Source organism: Janthinobacterium sp. SUN026, from assembly GCF_030397625.1.
GTDB classification, from domain to species: domain Bacteria; phylum Pseudomonadota; class Gammaproteobacteria; order Burkholderiales; family Burkholderiaceae_D; genus Janthinobacterium; species Janthinobacterium kumbetense.
Genome location: NZ_JAPQNU010000001.1, coordinates 1496095 through 1515849 on the forward strand (window position 1 = coordinate 1496095; position 19755 = coordinate 1515849).

The following is a 19755-nucleotide window of genomic DNA, read 5'->3' on the forward strand; positions in this document are numbered from 1 at the left end:
AACAGGACAGCATGAGCACCAGTACCAGCACCGCGCCGCCCACCATCCTGTGCGTCGACGACGAACCGAATATCCTGTCGTCGCTGCGCCGTCTGTTCCGTCCGCACGGCTACCGCGTGCTGACGGCCGAGAGCGGCGCGGCCGGCCTGGCCCTGCTCGAGAGCGAGACGGTGGACCTGGTCATCTCCGACATGCGCATGCCGCACATGGATGGCGCGCAATTCCTGGCCCAGGTGCGCCGGCGCTGGCCCGGCACCATGCGCTTGCTGCTGACCGGCTATGCCGACATCCAGTCCATCCTCGACGCCATCAACCAGGGCGAGATATACCGCTACGTGACCAAGCCGTGGGACGAGAACGATATCGTGCTGGTGGTGCGCCACGCGCTGGAACGGCGCGCGCTGGAAGAGGAAAAACGGCGCCTGGAAGCGTTGACGGCCAGCCAGAACGTGGAATTGCAGGCGCTCAACGCCAGCCTGGAAGCGAAGGTGGCCACGCGCACGCAGCAGCTGAAACTGTCGCACGACGAGGTGCAGGCGGCCAACGAGCGCCTGAAGGCCACGTTCGTGACGACCATCAAGGTGTTTTCCAACCTGATCGAGATGCGCGGCGGCAAGCTGGCCGGCCATGCGCGGCGGGTGGCGGAGCTGTCGCGCAAGCTGGCGCAGGCGCTGGGCCTGGAAGGGCAGGAGGCGCGCGACGTGTTCATCGCGGCACTGCTCAAGGATATCGGCAAGCTCAGCTTGAGCGACGATGTGCTGGAATTGCCGGCCAGCGCCTGGACGGGCGATCAGCTGGCCGCGTTCCGCAAGCATCCGCTGCGCGCCGAACAGCTGCTGATGGCGCTGGAGGAATTGCGCGCCGTTTCCGTGATCCTGCGCTCGCAGCTCGAGCGCTTCGACGGCGGCGGCTTTCCCGATGGCCTGGTGGGCCTTGCCATTCCGCTGGGCGCGCGCATCCTGGCGCTGGCGTCCGATTACGACGGCTTGCAGATCGGCGCCATGGTGCAGCGCAGCCTGCGCGCCGACGAGGCCCGCAGCCTGATCTACGACAGCGTCGGCAAGCGCTACGACCCGGCCGTGGTAGCCGCTTTCCGCGGCATCATGGAAGAGACGGAACCGCCGGCGCGCGACCTGACGGTGCTGTCGGGCCAGCTGGAGCCGGGAATGGTGCTGTCGCGCGACCTGATCAGCCGCGACGGCCTGATGCTGCTGGCGGCAGAACACGTGCTGACGGCCCGCGTGATCAGCCAGCTGCTCGACTTCGAAAGCAAGAATGGCGGGCGCCTGAGCATCCGCGTGTACGCGCCGCCGAAAGACGCCTAGGCGTTCGCGGCGCCCGGCGGCTGCAGCGGCAGGTGCACGGTAAAGCGCGTGCCGCGGCCCACTTCCGAGGCCACGTCGATGCGTCCGCCGTGCTTGTTGACGATGCCGTACGACAGCGACAGGCCCAGGCCCGTGCCGCTGCCCACGGCCTTGGTGGTGAAGAACGGCTCGAAGATGCGGTTCAGGTGCTCGGGCGCGATGCCGGCGCCCGTGTCGCCGATCTCCACCCATACCCAGTCGTCCGCGTGGCCGGTGCGGATGCTGATCACGCCGTCGCTGCCGATGGCCTGGCCCGCGTTGACGAGCAGGTTCATGAAGACCTGGTTCAGCTGCGAGGCCAGGCACAGTATCGGCGGCAGCTCGCCGTAGTGTTTCTCGATGCGCGCCTTGTATTTCAATTCGTTGGCGACGATGTTCAGGGTGCTGTCCAGGCCCGCATGCAGGCTGGCCACTTGCCAATCCGTCTCGCCCACGTGGGAAAAATCCTTCAGCGCCTGCACGATGTCGCGCACGCGTTTGAGGCCATCCATCGATTCGCGCACCAGGTCGCCGATGTCGTCCTGCAGGAAGGCCAGGTCGGCCTGCGCGCGCACCTGGGCCACCCTGTCGGCCAGGGCCGGGCCGTCGAGCGGCTCGCCCATTGCCGCCTCATACCGGGCGATGACGTCGAACAGGGTGCCGACGTAGCCTTGCAGCGAACTCATGTTCGAATTGACGAAGCCGATCGGGTTATTGATTTCATGCGCGATGCCGGCCGCCAGCTGGCCGATGGACGCCATCTTTTCCGATTGCAGCAGCTGGTCGTGTGCTTCCTGCAACTTGCTGATCAGTAGTTGCTGCTCTTCGCCGCGCGCCTGCAGCATTGCTTCCATGCGCTTGCGTTCCGTGATATCCGTCAGCGAGCCGATCACCTCGAATGGCACGCCGTGCTCGTCGCGCACGAGGCGCAGGCTGTCGTGCATCCACAGATAGCTGCCGTCGCGCACGCGAAAACGGTATTCATAGGCGCGCGCGCCTTCGACGAAGATCTGCGCCAGGCTGGAAAAGATGCCGGGGGCGTCGTCGGGGTGGATGTGGTCGAACCAGAAATTGGGGTCGGCCACCATTTCCTCGGGCTGGTAGCCCAGCACGTTCAAGGCATTGTTGCTGACAAAAGTCATCTTGAAGTCGCCGCTGGGCACGGTGCAATAGATGATGGAGGGGGTATTGTCGAGCAGGTATTGCAGGCGCACGGCCGTGGCGGCCGAGGCGTCATCGCCAGGCGCCGACCCGGCATGCCGGCCGGTATCGGGAGTGGAAAGGTCGAAATCCTCGAACTGCATCGTCACACCTCGCTGCCTGCACGGCCTTGATGTCATCCCCGCTCGATTATGCCTGATTCTGCCTGCCCTGGGCCGCCAGCGGCGCGCTCAGGGGGCCAGCGGCTGTTCGACGATCGCCATGCGCCGCGCGATGCGCTGCGCCGCCTGCGTATCGCCCGCCTGTTCGGCGCGCAGGCGCTGCACGCCCAGCCACGCCAGCAGCGGACGCCGCCAGCCCTGGTCCGAGGCGGTGGCGACGGCCGTATCGAGCAGCTCCGGCGTGGCGCGGCTGGCGCGCAGCAGCACGCCGGCCGCCACCAGCTGCGACAGCGGGTCCTTGATGGCGGCCACGGCGCTGGCGGCGGCCGTGTCCGAGCCGGCGCCGGCGGCCGCCCGCTGCGCTTCCGGCAGCAGGGCGACGTCGGCCGTTTGCGCCTTGCCGGCCAGCCAGGCCGCATACGCGCGGTCGGCGGCCGTCGCGTCGGCTTGCAGGGCGTCAAAGCCGGCGCAGTCCTCGAAGGCCAGGCTGGCCACGCGCGTGGCGCAGCGCAGCAGTTCGATGCGCGCCACCAGTTCGAGCTTGCCCGTGCCGGCCACCTGGCTGCGGGCGCGCCGGAATTCCGTCTGTTCGACGAGGGCGTTGCCACTCAGGTAAGCCGCTTGAAACCGTTCGACGGAACTTTGCGCATTCATTTTCCAGTCCGGCACGGGCGGGCCGCTGGAGCAGGCGGCCAGTGTTGTCATGGCCAGGGCAGACAGGAGGATATTGATATTTATCATGGCAGTTTGATCTCCGGATTGCGCTTGAATGGCCATTTGCGGTTGATTTCATTGACCAGCTGCTCGACCTTGCGCAGATTGCTTTCCACGTCCGCGCGCAGCGGGCCCAGGTCGGCCGTGGCCGCCTTGGCGTTGGCGCCCACGGCTTGCGCCTCGACCAGCACGGCATCGACTTTTTTCAGGCTGTTGCGCGTGTCGGCCAGCAGGGCGTTCAGCTGCACGATGGTTGCCTGCGCATCCGTCATCACGCCCTTGTCGCCGAAGACGCGCGTATCGGCATTGGCCACCAGGCCATCCGTGCGGCGCGCCAGCTGGTCGGCCGTGACCAGCAGGGCGTTGGCCCGCTCGATCAGCAGGCGCGACTGCTTGTCGTCGCCCGTCAGCAAGCCCATGGCGCCGCCCGGACCGCTCAGCTTGCCCGTCACGGCCTGCACGTTGCGCATGGTGCCGTCGAGCGCGGAATCGCTGCCCGTCAGGTTGCCCAGGTTGTTCAGCAAGTCCTTGGCGGCGGCCAGCAGGCGGGGGATTTCCGCCGCCATATCGCCCACCAGCAAGTCGCGCGTGGCGTCGTCGGGCAGCGGCGGGTCCGTCAGGATGCCGCTGTAGGCGCGCAACTTGGCGCCGCCCACGATGCCCCGTTCCAGGGTGAAGATGGAGCTGGTGCGCAGCCAGTGCGCATCTTTGCGCGGTACGTCGATGATGACGCGCGCGCGCCCGTCCGGCGCCAGCTCGATGCGCTGCACGCGGCCGATGGGAAAGCCGGAAAAGGTCAGGTCGGCGCCCACGCCGACGCCGTCCGAATCGTCGGCCGTCAGCACCAGCGTCTGCGTCGCTTCGAAGGCGCCGCGCGCATACATCAGGTAGACGACGGAGCCGACCACCAGCACGAACATGAAGATAAGCAAAATGGCCGCCTTCAGTTCCGCGTGGCGCACGGGCGGCGGGGCGGGCAGGACGGCATCTTGCGCGACACCGGCGGGCGCCGTCACGTCGACCTGGTCGGGATTTTGGGGTTGGCTCATGGCTTCTGGCTCTCGTTTGGGTGGTTCGGGGATGGCTGGCGGCGGCGGGCGGGGCATCAGTAGTAATTGCCCATCAGCGAAGCCACTTCGACCAGCAGGATGACGGAAAACAGGCGCAGCATTTCAGACAGGCCATGCGCGGCCCACAGGCGGTTGCGCCGGCCGTGCGGCTCGTCCGGATAGTAGGAGGAGGCCAGCGGGATCAGGGCCACGGCAAAGCTGAAGAAGATGACCTTGAGCATCAGGATCAGGGCCACGGCCGGATTGAAGATCTGTCCCACGACGCGCGTATAACCCTGCAGCGCCCACGGCGTAAAACCGTAGATGGTGAGGTAGGCGAGGATCAGCGAAGTGACGCAGCTGACGATGGCCAGCATCCACACGGCAAAGATGCCGGACATGACGCGTGGAAAGTATTCGCGGCGCAGCAGGTCGACGCCCTGGCGCTGCATGGTATCGAGCATGCCGGAAGAGCGCATTTGCGCAAACGCAATGCCGTCGGGCAAGGTCAGGCGCAGCGCGACGAACAGGGCGGCCGTCAGCGGGATCAGTTCCAGCACCAGCACGCGCACCACCATTTCCAGCGCATAGCGCGACAGGCCATAGCTTTGCGCGCTGACGACGACGATGCGGATGAGCACGAGGCTGACGAGCGCGCAGGCGACGCTGAACCACACGAGGTTCGGCGCCGTGTTCGTCACGAGGCGGTGCGCGAGGATGGGGCGGTTGTCGCGGTTATAGCTCGAGGGCGACAGGGCCAGCGAAAACACGAGGATGGCGAAATGCAGCATGCGCCACCAGCTGACCAGCCAGGCCATGGTGGCCCGGTGCAAACGGCGCAGGCTGATGATGAGGGAGACGGATAGGGTCATCATGGCATCTTAACATCAGCCCGGCCCGGCAAGCACGGCTAGCGTGCGCGGCTATCCGAACAGGGCGAAGCCGGCCATCACGACCATCAGCACGGCGATGTATTGCATCGGAATCCAGAACAGGGTGTGGCGCTTGCGCAAGATGACTCTTTCCTGCGTGGCCGGGTCGATCAGTTCGCGTCCTGGCGCGTTGTTCAGGCGCACGCCCGCATACCAGCTGGCGGCGGCTGCCAGCAGGAAGGCCAGGGCCAGGGTCCACGTGTGGCTCTTCGTGTATTCCTCGCCCAGGGTGGCGCCAAACAGCGCTTGCGCGGCCAGTACGACGATAAAACAGATCAGGGGGGCGAGTATGCCGAAGCCTTGCCAGATAAGCATAAAAATTCTCCAGTGGATTGAGGGAACCCGCGGCGGCGTGGCGGTGGCTGTGCCCGGCGGGGCTGCGGATTTTATCAGACTTATCAAAAAGAAAGTTTCTTCTCGGCACTATTGTGCGCGGCTGTCATGCGGTGCTGGCGGTGGCCACGCTGGCGATGATGGCATCGGCCGCCGCGCGCACGCGGGCAGAGCGGTTCAGGTCGGCATGCATGACGAGCCACACGTCGTAGCTTTCCGCCCGCTCGGGCCAGATGCGCACGAGCAGCGGGTCGATATCGCCCAGGTGGGTGGCCAGTTCGGCCACGCCCAGGCCCGCGCGCGTGGCTTCCTGCAGCATCGCCGCCGAGTTCACTTCCATGGCCACCCGGGCGTTGGCGACGGATTCGCCGGCCAGTTTTTCCGCGTGACGGGGCGCCACGGAATGGTGGTAGATGACGATGTCGTGTCCGGCCAGCGCCGTGCCGCGCACGGGTTCGCCCCGCTGCGCCAGGTAGCTTTTTGAGGCATACAGGCCCAGGCTGCGCTTGACCAGGTGGCGCGAGATCAGGTCCGGGTCGGTGGGGCGCACGGCGCGCACGGCCAGGTCCGCTTCGCGCCGCGTCAGGCTGGCCAGCTGCGGCGCCACGTGCAGCACGATGCGGATGTCCGGGTGCGCCGCGTGCAGCCGCTGCATGGCGCGGATGACGAAATGGCTGGCCATGGTGTCCGTGGTGGCCACGCGCACCAGGCCGGACAGGCGGTTGTCGACGCCCTGCATCTCGCGTTGCAGCTTGTCGGCCGCCCGTTCCATCGCTTCGGCCGCGTTCAAGGCCAGCTCGCCGGCCGGCGTGGGCACGTAGCCGGACGGCGTGCGCAGGAACAGGGTGGCGCCCAGCGAGCTTTCCAGCGCGGCCAGGCGGCGCCCGCACGTGGCCTGGTCGATGCGCAGCAGGGCGGCTGCGCCGCGCAGGGTGCCGGCCCGGCCGATGGCGAGAAAGATGCGCGCGTTATCCCAGTCCATAAGCCCAGTCCATGGTTTGTTTTCCTGTCGTTATCGTGATGCATTTTTGCATCATGGTGCTGATTTTATGCCTGTTTACTGCATTCTTCAACACTCGCATAATGACTGCCCCCCCGTCCCTGCAAGGAAATACCATGCCTGCCCCTACACCGCGCCGCGCCAGCGGCTTGATCCTGCTGACCCTGGCCTTCGGCTTCGTCATGGCCATGCTCGACGTCACGGCCGTCAACGTGGCGCTGTCCGATATCGCGCTGGACCTGGCCATACCGCTGACGGGCCTGGTGTGGGTGGTCGACGGCTACACCTTGACGTTTGCCGCGCTGCTGCTGGCCGGCGGCGCGCTGGCCGACCGCTACGGGCCGAAAGCCGTGTACCAGGGCGGCCTGGGCGTCTTCATTCTCGGTTCGGTGCTGTGCGGCGCCGCGCCCGACGGGCATTTTTTGACGGCCGCGCGCCTGCTGCAGGGCGCGGGCGCGGCCCTGTTCATGCCCAGTTCGCTCAGCCTGCTGACGCACAGCTTTGAAGACGAGCGCGAACGCACGCGCATGCTGGGCGCCTGGTCGGCGCTGGTGGGCGTGGCCGGCGCGTCCGGCCCCCTGATCGGCGGCATCCTCGTGCACCAGTTCGGCTGGCGCAGCGTGTTCTGGGTCAATGTGCCGCTGGGCGTGCTGGCCATCGTCATGGCGCAGCTGTTGCTGGCCGCGCCGGCGCGCCAGCCGCGCGATCTATCGCTGTTCAGCCATGCGCTGGGCGTGGCGGCGCTGGCGGGCCTGAGTTTCGTGCTGATCGAAGGTCCCGTGCTGGGCTGGCTGTCGCCGGGCGTGCTGGCGGCGGGGGCCTTGACGGTACTGTCCGCCGGGCAATTGCTGCGGCGCGAATGCAGCGGCAGCCACCCGCTGTTGCCGCGTGCACTGTTTCACAGCAGCAGCTTTGGCGCGGCCAATGGCGTGGGTTTCCTGATCAATTTCTGCGTGTTCGGCCAGCTGTTCTTGTTGAGCCTGTTTCTGCAGCAGTCGGGCGGCGCCGATGCCTTGCAGTCGGGCTTGCGCCTGCTGCCCATGATGGCGGCCTATACGCTGGGAAACTTTATGGCGGGAAGTATTGCGGCGCGTCATGGCACGCGCTTGCCCATGCTGCTAGGCTTGCTGGTAGGCGCTGGCATGGCCTTGCTGCTGATGGCCTTGCGTCCCGGCACGCCATATTTCCTGCTGGCGCTGGGCACGGCCGTGATGAATGTGGCCATCGGCATCGCCATTCCCGCCATGACGGCCACCGTGATGCGGGTGGCCGGCAAGCAGCATGCGAACAGCGCGGCGGCGGCCCTGAATGCGAACCGGCAAATCGGCGCGCTGGTGGGCGTGGCCCTGATCGGCAGCATCCTGCACATGGTGCCGGACTGGTCGCTGCGCCTGCCGCTGGCCTACGCGACGATCACCGTCGCGTATGGCCTGGCGGCGGGCCTCGTCTACCGCCACGTGCATTTGCCGAAGGCCGTGGCCGCCTGAAGATTGGCTTGACGGATTATTGCCCGCGCGTGCTGCGCCACTCCACCAGTTCTTCGATGGTCAGGATCGGCATGCCGTGCAGTTCGGCGAAGCGCTCGATATCGTCGCCGCGCATCATGGTGCCGTCCGGGTTCATCAGTTCGCACAGCACGGCGGCCGGGTTCAGGCCCGCCATGCGCGACAGGTCGACGGAGCCTTCCGTGTGGCCACGGCGCTCGAGCACGCCACCGGGCGCGGCGCGCAGGGGGAAGACGTGGCCAGGGCGCACCAGGTCGGCGGGCTTGGCGTTCGGCGCGATGGCGGCGCGGATGGTGGTCACGCGGTCGGCGGCCGACACGCCCGTCGTGACGCCGTCGCGCGCCTCGATGGAGACCGTGAACGGCGTGCCGTAGCGGCTGCCGTTGTCGGACGACATGGGCGGCAATTCCAGCGCGCTGACGACGTCCGTCGGCAGGCACAGGCAGACGATGCCGCTGCATTCGCGGATCAGCAGGGCCATGGTTTCGTTCGTCAATTTCTCGGCCGACAGGATCAAATCGGCTTCGTTTTCACGGTCGAAATCGTCGAGCAGGATGACGGGAATGCCGGCGCGCATGGCGGCCAGGGCGGATTGGATGCGACCTTCCAGGTCGTTGGAAAGCAGGGTATAGCTGTTGACTAACATGGTGAAACGCTCCTCGCATAGGCGAAAAACGCTGCAGGGCAAGCGAATAGACGCAACTGGCCGCATCGCCGTGGCGATGGGACATCACACTACTGCACATCTTCTTTCATCCGGACTATACCGTCGGCTCTGGAGTCACACCAGATCTGCTGACCTCGCCAAGCGGTGCCTGGAAAGCGCTCGCGGGCTTGACCGTTGCCGGTCTTACCGCCGGTGGGGAATCGCACCCCGCCCCGAAGACGTCGTTGTGCCGGTCCACATGACCGGCGGCAACACTTTAGCACAATTGAAAAAATATGGCAGGGCACTGTTGAGTTTGTCATTCGACAAAGTTGCCCGGGGAAAGCCGTTTTTCCTAAGCTGTTTTTAATGGCGGAAACAGGATTTCAGTGTAAGGTATGCCTACTGAATCTTACCGTTGAGAATACATGAAGCTGAGTAAATTACGCCTGATCTCGGGCGCCGTCTTGCTGGCGTGCGCCTGCATGGCCCAGGCAGAAATCCGTTTGAGCGATCCCTTGCCGCTGGCACCAGAAGTGACCGTCGGAAAATTGCCGAACGGCTTGACCTATTACATCAAGAAAAATGCCCGTCCCGCGCAAAAAGTGGAATTGCGCCTGGTGGTGAAAGCCGGTTCCATCCTGGAAGATGATGACCAGCAAGGCCTGGCCCACTTCACGGAACACATGGCCTTCAATGGCTCCACGCATTTCAAGCGCAATGAGCTAATTTCCTATTTGCAATCGATCGGCGTGAAGTTCGGCGCCGACTTGAACGCCTACACGAGTTTCGATGAAACCGTGTACGTGCTGCCGATTCCGACGAACAAGAAAGAAAACCTGGAAAAGGGTTTTCTCGTGCTGGAAGACTGGGCGCATGGCTTGAAATTCAATCCGGCCGACATCAACAGCGAGCGCGGCATCGTGCTGGAAGAGGCGCGCCTGGGCAAGGGCGCCAGCGACCGCATGAACAAGGTCCTGTATCCGAAGCTGCTGAACGGTTCGCGCTATGCGGAACGCATGCCGATCGGCAAGGAATCCGTCTTGAAAACGTTCAAGCCGGAAGCCATCAAGCGTTTCTACAAGGATTGGTACCGTCCCGACCTGATGGCCGTCGTGGTGGTCGGCGACGTGGAGCCGAAACAGGCTGAAAAGCTGATCCAGCAGCATTTCGGCAAGCTGAAGAACCCGGCGAAACCGCGTCCGCGCCTGTATGCGGAAGTGCCGCAGCGGGCGCAAACGGAAGCGCTGGTGATCACGGACAAGGAAGCGCCGGACGACGCGGTCTTCATCCGCTACCCGATCCGCGCCGCGCAGGAACCCGTCACGATTGCCGATTACCGCCGCCAGATGATCGAAAACCTGTATGGGCAGATGCTCAGCGCGCGCATGCAGGAATTGACGCAGCAGGCGAACCCGCCGTTCATCCAGGGCGGCAGCAGCATGGGCAAGCTGGTGCGCGGCTATGAATCGTTCAGCGCGTATGCCTTGCTGGGCAAGGGCGGCGTGCAGCCGGCCGTCGATGCGCTGGTGCAGGAAGATGAGCGGGCGCGCCGCTTCGGTTTCAGCCAGGATGAGCTGGACCGCGCGCGCAAGAACATGCTGCGCAATTACGAGCGCGCGTACAGCGAACGCGACAAGTCCGATTCGAGCGGTTTCGTGGCCGAGTATTCGCGCAACTTCCTGGAGCAGGAAGCCATCCCCGGCATCGCCAATGAATTGCTGTATGCGCAGGAACTCTTGCCGCAGGTAACTTTGCAGGAAATCAACGAGACGGTGGCCAAGGTGATTCCCGACCAGCAAAAGAAACTGGTGGTCTTCATGGGCGCCGAGCCGAAAGCGGGCGATGCGGCCTCGGTGGTGCCGACGCAGCAGCAATTGCTCGACGCCGTGGCGAAAGCCGAGCAGCAAACCATCGAGCCGCGCACGGAAAAAGTGCTCGCCAGCAAGCTGATGGATGGCCCGCCGGCCGGCGGCAGCATCGTCGCGGAAAAGTTGAACAGCGCCATCGGCGTGACGGAACTGACCCTGGGCAATGGCGTGCGCGTGCTGCTCAAACCGACGGACTTCAAGAATGACCAGGTGCTGATGGGCTCGACCCGCTTCGGCGGCCAGTCGCTGTTCGGCGACGCCGACATCTACAACGCCCGCTACGCCAGCGCCGTGGTCGGCAGCATGGGCTTGAAAGACCTGGCGCCGCTGGACTTGCAAAAAGTGCTGGCCGGCAAGACGGTCAACGTGGGCGCTTCGCTGGGCGAGCTGAGCGAAGGCTTCGGCGGCTCGGCCAGCAGCGCCGACGTGGAAGCCATGCTGCAATTGGTGTATTTGTATTTCCACGACGTGCGCAAGGATGCGGGCCTGTACCAATCCTTCATCGGCAAGCAGCAGGACCTGGCGAAAAACAGCATGGCGCAGCCGGAAGCCGTGTTTTACGACGCCATCCAGCACGCCATGTATGGCGACAACCCGCGCGTCGATGGCGTGCCGCGCGTGGCCGATTTCGACAAGGTGGGCCTGGACCGCTCGCTGGACATCTTCCGCCAGCGCTTTTCCAGCGCGCGCGACATGACCTTCATCTTCACGGGCAGCTTCGAGCTCGACAAGATCAAGCCGCTGATCGCCAGCTACCTGGGCACCTTGCCCGTGGCCGAGGTGCCGCACGCCTACCGCGACGTGGGCATGCGCCCGGTGACGGGCGTGGTCAAGAAGGATATCTACATGGGCAGCGAGCCGAAGAGCACGATTTCCATCACCTTCAATGGCGACGTGGCGTATTCGGACGAGCAAAAGCTGACCCTGCAGGCGCTGGGCGAGGTGCTGAACCTGAAAGTCATCGAAGTGCTGCGCGAAAAGATGAGCATGATCTATGGCGGCGGCTTCGAGACGTCCATGGGCCAGCATCCGTATGGCCATTATTCCGTGGCCCTGAACTTGCCGACGGGACCGGAAAACGTGGACAAGGTGATCGCCGCCGCGTTTGCCGAAATCAACAAGATGAAGACGGACGGCCCGTCCGCGGCGGACCTGGAAAAGGTCAAGCTGAACTGGATCACGCGCCAGCAGAAATCCTTGCGGGAAAATAATTACTGGATGAACCAATTGATGGGTTCGGTAACGCAGGGCCGCGATCCCGCGTACCTGCTGCGCTACGAGCAGCGCGTGCGTGCCCTCACGCCGCAAGCCGTCAAACTGGCGGCGCAGCGCTACCTGGACATGCACAATTATGTACAGGTAGTACTGTATCCGGAACGCAAAAATGTTGCAGCCAAGTAAGCTTCATTGTTGAACTGCGGGAGCGGCAAGGTGGCGAAGCTGTTAAACTGCCGCTGATGGATGTGATCGCAATTTAACAAGCAAGGACTGTACGATGGCTAAGAAAGAAGAACTCGATCCGGAAACCCTGGAATTGATCAACTGGTGTATCGAGGTCGAAGGCTTCCTCGTGGCCGGCGGCGCCACCGTGGCGCAGGCGCAGGACCATATCGAAGAGCAGGTCGAGTGGTTCACCGACCAGTTCTACGACGGCTTGACGCCGGAAGAGGCAGCCAAGGAAGCCTTGGCCTGACCTGTCAGTCAGACTTCAGCAAGACATATGCGGGCGGTGCCTGCCGGGCATCAGCCTGGTAGCGCCGCCCGCTTTGCTTTTCTGAAAAGATTTCCACATGGAAATTGTTTATAATTCCACATTTTATTCTTTACCCAGGCTCCCATGACTCTCCGTTCGCGCATTCTCCTCCTGTGTTTCAGTACCTTGCTGGGCATCGTCCTCATTGCTTCCTTCTCCCTGTATTCGCTGCGCCAGACCATGATGGCGGAAAGGGTCGAGCAATTGACGGTGCTGGTGGAATTGGCCAATGCCTCGGTGGAAAAGGCGTATGCGCTGGAACAGTCGGGCAAGCTCACGCGTGAGCAGGCCCAGCAGCAGGCCAAGCTGGCCATCGGCAGCTTCGTCAAGGACGAGATGTATTATTTCGTGCGCGATTTCAGCACGGACTTGCTGTACGTACACCCCAATCCTGCGCGCATCGGCACGCCGCAAAAGAACATGAAGCAGTCGGGCGACCGCTACCGCGTGGCCCTCGCCACCAGCCGCATCGGCCTGGTGCAGGCGGATGGCACGCGTCCCGGCGTGAAGGATCCGGTGGCAAAAATGTATGCCGTGGTGAAATTTGCGCCATGGGATTGGCTGATCGGCACGGGCACGTATATCGATGACATCAACCACAAGTTCTGGGCCCAGGCGGGCGTGCTGCTGGCCATCGGCGGCGCGCTGATGCTGGTGGTGGGCGCCCTGGCGGCCCTGATGCTGCGCCGCATCCTGGGCCAGCTCGGTGGCGAACCCGACTATGCAGCGGCCATCGTGGCGCAAATCGCCCAGGGCGACCTGACGACGCAGATCGATACGCGTCCCGGCGATACATCCAGTCTGTTGATGGCGATCAAGGCCATGCGCGATAACCTGGCGCACCTGGTGAGCCAGGTGCGCAACGATGCGGAATCCATTTCCACGGCATCGGGCGAGATCGCTTCCGGCAACCACGACCTGTCGGCGCGCACGGAGCAGCAGGCGGGCTCGCTGGAAGAAACGGCGTCGACCATGGAAGAAATGACCTCGACCGTGCGCCAGAATGCGGACAATGCGCGCCAGGCCAACCAGCTGGCCATTTCTGCCTCGCAAGTGGCGAGCCAGGCGGGCGGCGTGGTGAGCCAGGTGGTCGACACCATGGGCGCCATCAATGCCTCGTCGAAGAAGATCGGCGACATCATCGCCGTCATCGACGGCATCGCTTTCCAGACGAATATCCTGGCCCTGAATGCGGCCGTGGAAGCGGCGCGCGCGGGCGAACAGGGCCGTGGCTTCGCCGTCGTCGCCAGCGAAGTGCGCAACCTGGCGCAGCGCTCGGCCGCGGCCGCCAAGGAAATCAAGCAGCTGATCGACAGTTCCGCCGAGCAAGTGGGCGCCGGTGAAAAACTGGTGGCGCTGGCGGGCGAGACGATGGAAAAAGTTGTTTCCAGCGTGCAGCATGTGACCGATATCGTGGCCGAGATTTCCTCGGCCAGCGCCGAGCAAAGCGCCGGCATCGAACAGATCAACCAGGCCATCGTCGAGATGGACAACATGACGCAGCAAAATTCGGCCCTCGTCGAGCAGGCGTCGGCGGCGGCGCAGGCGATGAACGAGCAGGCGGCCGGGCTGGCGCAGATCGTCAGCGTGTTCAAGGTGGGCGCAGCGGCGCCGACGGCGGCAGCGCTACAGCGCAGCGTGCCTGCGGCGCGGCGCCTGACGCGCTAAGCGCTTTTTTCTGTCATTGGGGAACTTAACCTCGGCTCACCTGTCCAACTTTCTTCGTCCGCAAGGGATGCACAGAAGAGGTGAGCATGACAGACGGTTTTTCGTATCACGCGGCGTTCGCCCGCAACCTGGGCTGGGTCACGCAAGCGGAGCAGGACAGCTTGCGCGGCAAGCGCGTGGCCATCGCCGGCATGGGCGGCGTGGGCGGCGTGCACTTGCTGACCCTGGCCCGGCTGGGCATCGGCGCCTTTCACATCGCCGATTTCGACACCTTCGATATCGCCAATTTCAACCGCCAGGCGGGCGCCATGGTGTCCACCCTGGGCCAGCCCAAGGTGGCGGTCTTGGCGCAGATGGCGCGCGATATCAATCCCGAACTTGATATTAAACAATTCCCAGACGGCATACACGACAGCAACCTGGCCGAGTTCTTCGCCGGTGTCGACCTGTATGTGGACGGCCTGGATTTCTTCGCCTTTCCCGCGCGCCAGGCCACCTTCGCCACTTGCGCCCGCCTGGGCATCCCCGCCATCACGGCCGCGCCGCTGGGCATGGGCACGGCCGTGCTCAGCTTCCTGCCGGGCGGCATGACGTTCGAAGAGTATTTTGGCTGGGGCGACTTGCCCGAGGAAGAAAAAGCCCTGCGCTTTCTCGTCGGGCTGGCGCCGGCCGGCTTGCATGCTCGCTACCTGGTCGACCCGTCGGCCATCAACCTGAAGGAGCGGCGCGGGCCGTCGACCATCATGGGTTGCCAGCTGTGCGCGGGCGCGGCCGCCACGGAAGCCTTGAAGATCCTGTTAAAGCGGGGCAAGGTGATGGCGGCGCCGCACGGCATGCATTTCGACGCCTACCGCAACAAGCTCGTGCATACCTGGCGTCCCGGCGGCCACCGTCATCCGCTGCAGCGCCTGACGATGGCCATCATCCAGCGGCGCCGCGCCGCGCAGGGGGCATAAATGGCGCAAGCACCGCAAATCGATCCCGTGCTGGAAAATATCCTCGAGCAGGCGCGCTGGGCGCCCAGCGGCGACAATACGCAGCCGTGGCGCTTTGAAGTCGTGGCGCCGCGCCATGTCGTCGTGCACGGTTTCGATACGCGCAGCCACTGCGTGTACGACCTCGACGGCCATCCCAGCCAGCTGTCGCTGGGTGCCTTGCTCGAAAGCATGGCACTGGCGGCCAGCAGCCATGGCTTGCGCATGGAGGCGCGCCGGCGCCTGTCCATGCCCGACACCCTGCCTACCTTCGATGTGCGCCTGGTCGACAGCCCCGGCATGCCGCCCGATCCGCTGGCGGCCTATTTGCCGCAGCGCAGCGTGCAGCGGCGCCGGCTCAGCACGCGCAGCTTGCGCGCCAGCGAAAAGGCGGCGCTGGCGGCCAGCTTGCCGTCCGGCTATGGCGTGCAGTGGTTCGAAGGCAGGCGCGCGCGCCTCGCTTGCGCGCGGCTCATGTTCGACAATGCGAAGCTGCGCCTGACCATGCCCGAAGCGCACAAGGTGCACCGCGACGTGATCGAGTGGGGCGCGCGCTACAGCACCGACCGCATCCCGGAGCAGGCGCTGGGCGTCGACGCGATGACGGCGCGTTTGATGCGCTGGGTCATGCACAGCTGGCGCCGCGTGGAGTTCTTCAATACCTGGCTGGCGGGCACCGTCGCGCCGCGCCTGCAGATGGACTTGCTGCCGGGCCTGTATTGCGCCGCCCATTTCGCGCTGCTGGCCGAGGCGTCGCCGCGCCACATCGACGATTATGTGGCGGCCGGGCGCGCCATGCAACGCTTCTGGCTGACGGCCACGCAACTGGGCTTGCAATTGCAGCCGGAACTGACGCCGCTGATCTTTGCCCGCTATGTGCGCGAACGGCGCGCCTTTTCGCGCACCGATGGCCTGCAGGAGCTGGCGCAGGAGCTGGCCGTGCGGTGCCAGGCCGTGCTGGGGGCGGCGGCGTTGGATCGGGCCGTGTTTCTCGGGCGCATAGGCGCCGGCCCTGCGGCCAGTGCGCGCTCGCTGCGCCGTCCGCTGCAAGACTTGCTGGTGGCGCCAACGGCGGGGCGGTGAGGCGCGCGTGACGCTCCGTCAGCGCCGCCGCCGAGGCGCGAGGCCAGCCAGCGCCAGCAGGCCGGCCGCCAGCAACGGCAAGGTGCCCGGCAGCGCCATGGGCGTGATGCCTGGCACGTAGGCCAGTTCGGAACTGTTCAGCATGTTCAACACCAGCGTGTAGCTGCCGGCCGCCAGTCTGTCCGTGACGGCGCCGTACTGCCCGCCGCACGCCGTGCCGACGCCCGTGCCCGTGGGCGCGCCGCAGCCGCTGGGATCGTAGGTGAACACGCTGCCGCTGGTGAGCGGCGTTTGCGCGTAGCCCGTGTTGAGGCTGGCCGCATCGGCCAGTTCGGTGCCGCCCAGGATGCCGGAGCCGAGCTTGCCGTCGGGCGCCCAGCTGAAGACGATCTGGCCATGTTCATCGATGATGCTGAACGTCATCGCCATATTCGTTGTGGCCGCCGAGCCCGTGCCGGCCAGCGCGTCCAGGTACAGCTGCATGAAGGGCAGGGCCTGGAAGTCGAAGGCCAGGGTCGCGCCCGGTTGGCCGACGACGAAATTGACGGTCATCGCGGTGCTGGAACCGTTGCGCCCCGAGGCGTCGGCGCTGCCGCCGCCCGTCAGGAAGGTTTCCGCCGCGTTCACGGTATGCGTGCTGGTCGATCCAGGTGGGAAGGGGGGGATTTGCGAGGTGACGATTTGCGCCTCGCCGCGCGCATACGAAGCGTTGCCCATGCCTTGCGGGGTAAAGTCGTTCTCTCCCTTGCTGACGGCGCCGCGTTTCGCCTGCGGCGCGTCGATTGCGTTGCTGCCGCCATTGATGACGCTGCTGCCATTGAGCGTGGCGGTCGTGCGCGACAGGTCGATGTTGCTGAGCAGTGTGACGGAGCCGGAGGGATTGCTGATGACCAGGCCAAAGACGCTGGTGTACGAATAGCCGTAGGCGGCGGCGCCGGCAGTGCCGCTGCTGGCCAGCAATAGCAAGCTCAGCAGGAGCATGGGCAATCGGGTACAAGAAAATGTAGTCATGAAAATCCTCATCTCCTGGTCGGTCGCGTTGTAAGGAAAACCGACAGGCTTGCCACATGAAAAAGGCGAGGAAACTCCCTCGCCTGTGCATCCCCCTGTTGCCTGGTTCAGGCGCTGATTTTGCGGCGGCTGGCATAGCCCAGGCCTGCCAGTCCCAGGCCCAGCAGCGCCAGGGTGCCTGGTTCCGGCGCCTGCTTGACTAGGTCCACGCTCTCCACCGCATTCAAGGTCAAGGTGTAGTTGCCGGCCGCGAGGGCATTGCTGACGGCGTTGAAGTTGCCGCCGCAAGTCGTGCCCACGCCGGTGCCGCCAGGCGTGCCGCAACCGGTGGGGTTATACGTAAACATGTTGCCGCGCGTCAGGAAGTTGGTCGCCAGGCCGGTGTTCAGGTTGGCCGCATCGGCGTTCTCCGTGCCACCGAAGATGCCGGAGCCGACGACGCCATCGGGCGTCCAGTTGAAGACGGTCGCGCCGGTCGAGTTGGTGATGGTGATGGTCATCACCAGGTTGGCCGTCGCGGTGGACAGTTGTCCCACTGTGCTTTGCAGGAAGACTTGCATGAATGGCGAGGAGAAGAAGTCAAAGCTCAGCGTTGCCGTGGGCGAACCGACGACGAAGTTGACGGAAAAGCCCGTGGTCGATCCGTTGCGGCCGGACGCGTCGGCCGTGCCGGCAGGGCCGGCCAGGTGGGCCTCGGCCACGTTTACCGCCTGCGTGGAGGTGGAGCCGGGCGGGAACGAGGGAAACTGCGTGCTGACGATCTGCGCATCGCCGCGCGAGTAGTTGCCCGAGGCGCCCTGTTGCGTGAAATTGTTTTCCCCTTTGGTCACGGCGCCGATGGCGGCGCGGGGCGAGTCGAGCAGGCCGGGACCGCCATTGATGACGCTGACGCCATTCAGGGTGGCTGTGGCGCGCGAGATCGTGGTGCTGTTCAGGGCGGTGATCGAGCCCGTGGCGGCGACGATCTGCAAGCCGAAGATGTTGTTGTAGGCGTAGCCGTAGGCGCCCGCCTGTGCGCTACCGGCGGCGCACAACATGGCCAGTGCGGCCGCGGCCGGAAGCAGTTTCAGTTTCGAGAGTTTCATTGTATTCACCTCGTGGTTGAGTGAGTCTGGAAGTGTTGCCTGAGTCCTGTCTGCAGGTGCTCATGGCCAGACTTAAGCGACTTCCATGCCAACGCATGAGGTTCTTTTGAAATCAAGGACTTGGCGTGCTTTTGTTGACGTGCTGCAGGTGTTGCCGGACTCTCTGTAAGAAAAGCCGACGCCGCCCGTCAAGGCTGGCCGCCTTGCGGCGAAGTTCCCAGCAGGGCGTGCATATGGGGCAGCAAGCGTTGCCCTGGCACATAGTCGCGCATGGCCGTGGCCAGCTGACGCGCTGCCAGCCTGGCCCGGCCATCGTCGAGCATGCGCGTGGCGGCATGGCGCAGGGCGGTTTCCTGGAAGCGGTCGGCGCGCAGCAGCAGGCCGGCGCCGGTCCCCGCGATGCCGTGCATGTTGAGGAACTGGTCGAGGTTGCCGGCGATGCCGATGACGGGCACGCCTGCCGTCAGCGCCTGCTGGCTGGTGGGGCTGCCGCCGTTGCAGATCACCAGGCTGGCGCGCCGGGCCGCCGCGTCGCCCGGCAAGAAGGGCGCGACGTGGGCATTCGGCGGCACGGCATCGACGCGGCCGGTGCCGGCCGTGGCCGCCAATACGGTGACGGGCAGAGGCGCCAGCGCGTGCAGCACGCGCGGCAGCAATTGCCCCTGGCCGGAACTGCCCAGGGTGACGTAGATGATGGGCCGTCCACTGTTCAGTTCCGGGCGCTGCCACCAGTCCGGCAAGTCGAGCGGCGGCGCCCAGATGATGGGGCCCAGGTAGTCGTGCGTGGACGGCATGGCGTGCGGCGGGAACAGTTGCGGAATATCCGCGTACACGGTGCGGTCCGCATCCGTATAGATGCGCCGCAGGTCGCTGCCCAGCGACGGCAGGCCATGGCGGCGGCGCACGCGGTTCAGGGGGACGGCGTGCGAGGCGAAGGCCAGCGGGCGGATCAGGCGGAACAGGGGCGCTGCCAGCCAGATGGGCAGCAGGCTGGTCAGGGGCAGGCTGGGCACCGTGTAGTGCTGGCGCACGTACGGACTCCAGTAGGCATTGCTGACGGTGAGGTAGGGAATGCGCTGCAGGCGCGCGCTGACGGACAGCGACAGGCGGAAGTCGCCGATCACGAGATCGGGCTGCACGGTATTGAGCAGGCGCAAGTCGTCTTCCACATATGCGTGCAGGGTGCTTTCCGTGTAGACGGGCTTGCCGTGCGCCAAGGCCTGCAGGAATTGCAGCGATGAAATACTGTCGATGCGCCAGCGGCGAAAGGGCGCTTGCTTGAAGCAAAAGTCATAGCCATCGGCGCAGGCAAAATGCACCTCATATTTGTCCTCGTCGAGTTCCTGGGCCAGGCTCAGGGGGCGGCCGACGTGGGCCAGGGTCACTGCCTCGGCCATAAAGAGGATTTTCTTGCGCGCCATGGGGATCGCTTGCATTCGCAGGAGAGAGACCTGCCAGGTTGGAGT

Annotated in this window: 17 protein-coding genes and 1 riboswitch; of the genes, 7 read left to right on the forward strand and 10 right to left on the reverse strand. The window is 65.0% G+C overall.

What is annotated here, in order from left to right; genetic code table 11:
* Positions 1 to 11 precede the first annotated feature (11 nt).
* Positions 12 to 1325, forward strand: a complete 1314-nt coding sequence (locus OX459_RS06830; protein ID WP_289904308.1) for an HD domain-containing phosphohydrolase — start codon at positions 12 to 14, stop codon at positions 1323 to 1325.
* Here OX459_RS06830 and OX459_RS06835 read toward each other — a convergent pair.
* From OX459_RS06835 to OX459_RS06860, 6 genes are all read right to left on the reverse strand, one after another.
* On the reverse strand, positions 1322 to 2647 hold the full coding sequence (locus OX459_RS06835) for an ATP-binding protein (RefSeq protein ID WP_289904827.1): 1326 nt from the start codon (positions 2645 to 2647) through the stop codon (positions 1322 to 1324). The genes OX459_RS06830 and OX459_RS06835 overlap by 4 nt on opposite strands.
* A gap of 87 nt (positions 2648 to 2734) precedes the next feature.
* Positions 2735 to 3406 carry a hypothetical protein gene (locus OX459_RS06840; protein WP_289904310.1) on the reverse strand — a complete coding sequence of 224 codons (672 nt, stop codon included), beginning with the start codon at positions 3404 to 3406 and terminating at the stop codon, positions 2735 to 2737.
* A complete protein-coding gene (locus OX459_RS06845) occupies positions 3403 to 4428 on the reverse strand; it encodes an MlaD family protein (RefSeq protein ID WP_289904312.1) in 1026 nt (341 codons plus the stop codon). The genes OX459_RS06840 and OX459_RS06845 overlap by 4 nt, the downstream gene beginning before the upstream one ends.
* Before the next feature lie 56 nt (positions 4429 to 4484).
* Positions 4485 to 5300 carry an ABC transporter permease gene (locus OX459_RS06850; RefSeq protein WP_251351640.1) on the reverse strand — a complete coding sequence of 272 codons (816 nt, stop codon included), beginning with the start codon at positions 5298 to 5300 and terminating at the stop codon, positions 4485 to 4487.
* A 51-nt stretch (positions 5301 to 5351) separates the two neighbouring features.
* A complete protein-coding gene (locus OX459_RS06855) occupies positions 5352 to 5675 on the reverse strand; it encodes a hypothetical protein (RefSeq protein WP_289904313.1) in 324 nt (107 codons plus the stop codon).
* A 124-nt stretch (positions 5676 to 5799) separates the two neighbouring features.
* Entirely contained in the window at positions 5800 to 6675 is an 876-nt protein-coding gene (locus OX459_RS06860; RefSeq protein WP_289904314.1) for a LysR family transcriptional regulator, read from the reverse strand.
* A gap of 134 nt (positions 6676 to 6809) precedes the next feature.
* On the opposite strand from OX459_RS06860, the gene OX459_RS06865 reads away from it, so the two are divergent.
* Positions 6810 to 8180 (forward strand): MFS transporter, encoded by a 1371-nt coding sequence (locus tag OX459_RS06865; RefSeq protein WP_289904315.1) that lies wholly within the window; start codon positions 6810 to 6812, stop codon positions 8178 to 8180.
* A gap of 16 nt (positions 8181 to 8196) precedes the next feature.
* Here OX459_RS06865 and ribB read toward each other — a convergent pair whose 3' ends face one another.
* Positions 8197 to 8844: a 3,4-dihydroxy-2-butanone-4-phosphate synthase gene (gene ribB / locus OX459_RS06870; RefSeq protein ID WP_099667243.1), complete on the reverse strand. Its 648-nt coding sequence runs from the start codon at positions 8842 to 8844 to the stop codon at positions 8197 to 8199.
* Positions 8845 to 8938: 94 nt separating this feature from the next.
* A riboswitch (FMN riboswitch) is annotated at positions 8939 to 9089 on the reverse strand.
* Positions 9090 to 9272: 183 nt separating this feature from the next.
* Between ribB and OX459_RS06875 the strand changes: the two genes are divergently transcribed.
* The 5 genes from OX459_RS06875 to OX459_RS06895 all read left to right on the forward strand — a co-directional run bounded on the left by OX459_RS06875 (position 9273) and on the right by OX459_RS06895 (position 16193).
* Positions 9273 to 12116 carry an insulinase family protein gene (locus tag OX459_RS06875; protein ID WP_289904317.1) on the forward strand — a complete coding sequence of 948 codons (2844 nt, stop codon included), beginning with the start codon at positions 9273 to 9275 and terminating at the stop codon, positions 12114 to 12116.
* A gap of 94 nt (positions 12117 to 12210) precedes the next feature.
* The gene (locus tag OX459_RS06880; protein ID WP_010399555.1) at positions 12211 to 12408 is read left to right on the forward strand and encodes a hypothetical protein; all 198 of its coding nucleotides are present in this window, start codon (positions 12211 to 12213) and stop codon (positions 12406 to 12408) included.
* Between the two features lie 144 nt (positions 12409 to 12552).
* Complete coding sequence (locus OX459_RS06885) at positions 12553 to 14136, forward strand: methyl-accepting chemotaxis protein (protein ID WP_289904318.1); 1584 nt, start codon at positions 12553 to 12555, stop codon at positions 14134 to 14136.
* Between the two features lie 86 nt (positions 14137 to 14222).
* Positions 14223 to 15092, forward strand: coding sequence for a ThiF family adenylyltransferase (locus OX459_RS06890; RefSeq protein ID WP_099667246.1), 870 nt, complete (start codon positions 14223 to 14225; stop codon positions 15090 to 15092).
* Entirely contained in the window at positions 15093 to 16193 is a 1101-nt protein-coding gene (locus tag OX459_RS06895; RefSeq protein ID WP_289904321.1) for a nitroreductase family protein, read from the forward strand.
* Between the two features lie 18 nt (positions 16194 to 16211).
* On the opposite strand, the gene OX459_RS06900 is transcribed toward OX459_RS06895, so the two are convergent.
* The 3 genes from OX459_RS06900 to OX459_RS06910 all read right to left on the reverse strand — a co-directional run bounded on the left by OX459_RS06900 (position 16212) and on the right by OX459_RS06910 (position 19710).
* Entirely contained in the window at positions 16212 to 17204 is a 993-nt protein-coding gene (locus OX459_RS06900; protein ID WP_289904322.1) for an EDSAP-1 family PEP-CTERM protein, read from the reverse strand.
* 107 nt (positions 17205 to 17311) lie between these two features.
* The gene (locus tag OX459_RS06905; RefSeq protein WP_289904323.1) at positions 17312 to 18289 is read right to left on the reverse strand and encodes an EDSAP-1 family PEP-CTERM protein; all 978 of its coding nucleotides are present in this window, start codon (positions 18287 to 18289) and stop codon (positions 17312 to 17314) included.
* A gap of 188 nt (positions 18290 to 18477) precedes the next feature.
* Positions 18478 to 19710 (reverse strand): glycosyltransferase, encoded by a 1233-nt coding sequence (locus tag OX459_RS06910; RefSeq protein WP_289904324.1) that lies wholly within the window; start codon positions 19708 to 19710, stop codon positions 18478 to 18480.
* Positions 19711 to 19755 lie beyond the last annotated feature (45 nt).

Bases quoted from the DNA above. Each gene is read 5' to 3' on its own strand.
- OX459_RS06830 (WP_289904308.1), top strand. From the start codon at position 12: ATGAGCACCAGTACCAGCACCGCGCCGCCCACCATCCTGTGCGTCGAC.
- OX459_RS06835 (WP_289904827.1), bottom strand. From the start codon at position 2,647: ATGCAGTTCGAGGATTTCGACCTTTCCACTCCCGATACCGGCCGGCAT.
- OX459_RS06840 (WP_289904310.1), bottom strand. From the start codon at position 3,406: ATGATAAATATCAATATCCTCCTGTCTGCCCTGGCCATGACAACACTG.
- OX459_RS06845 (WP_289904312.1), bottom strand. From the start codon at position 4,428: ATGAGCCAACCCCAAAATCCCGACCAGGTCGACGTGACGGCGCCCGCC.
- OX459_RS06850 (WP_251351640.1), bottom strand. From the start codon at position 5,300: ATGACCCTATCCGTCTCCCTCATCATCAGCCTGCGCCGTTTGCACCGG.
- OX459_RS06855 (WP_289904313.1), bottom strand. From the start codon at position 5,675: ATGCTTATCTGGCAAGGCTTCGGCATACTCGCCCCCCTGATCTGTTTT.
- OX459_RS06860 (WP_289904314.1), bottom strand. From the start codon at position 6,675: ATGGACTGGGATAACGCGCGCATCTTTCTCGCCATCGGCCGGGCCGGC.
- OX459_RS06865 (WP_289904315.1), top strand. From the start codon at position 6,810: ATGCCTGCCCCTACACCGCGCCGCGCCAGCGGCTTGATCCTGCTGACC.
- ribB (WP_099667243.1), bottom strand. From the start codon at position 8,844: ATGTTAGTCAACAGCTATACCCTGCTTTCCAACGACCTGGAAGGTCGC.
- OX459_RS06875 (WP_289904317.1), top strand. From the start codon at position 9,273: ATGAAGCTGAGTAAATTACGCCTGATCTCGGGCGCCGTCTTGCTGGCG.
- OX459_RS06880 (WP_010399555.1), top strand. From the start codon at position 12,211: ATGGCTAAGAAAGAAGAACTCGATCCGGAAACCCTGGAATTGATCAAC.
- OX459_RS06885 (WP_289904318.1), top strand. From the start codon at position 12,553: ATGACTCTCCGTTCGCGCATTCTCCTCCTGTGTTTCAGTACCTTGCTG.
- OX459_RS06890 (WP_099667246.1), top strand. From the start codon at position 14,223: ATGACAGACGGTTTTTCGTATCACGCGGCGTTCGCCCGCAACCTGGGC.
- OX459_RS06895 (WP_289904321.1), top strand. From the start codon at position 15,093: ATGGCGCAAGCACCGCAAATCGATCCCGTGCTGGAAAATATCCTCGAG.
- OX459_RS06900 (WP_289904322.1), bottom strand. From the start codon at position 17,204: ATGACTACATTTTCTTGTACCCGATTGCCCATGCTCCTGCTGAGCTTG.
- OX459_RS06905 (WP_289904323.1), bottom strand. From the start codon at position 18,289: ATGAAACTCTCGAAACTGAAACTGCTTCCGGCCGCGGCCGCACTGGCC.
- OX459_RS06910 (WP_289904324.1), bottom strand. From the start codon at position 19,710: ATGGCGCGCAAGAAAATCCTCTTTATGGCCGAGGCAGTGACCCTGGCC.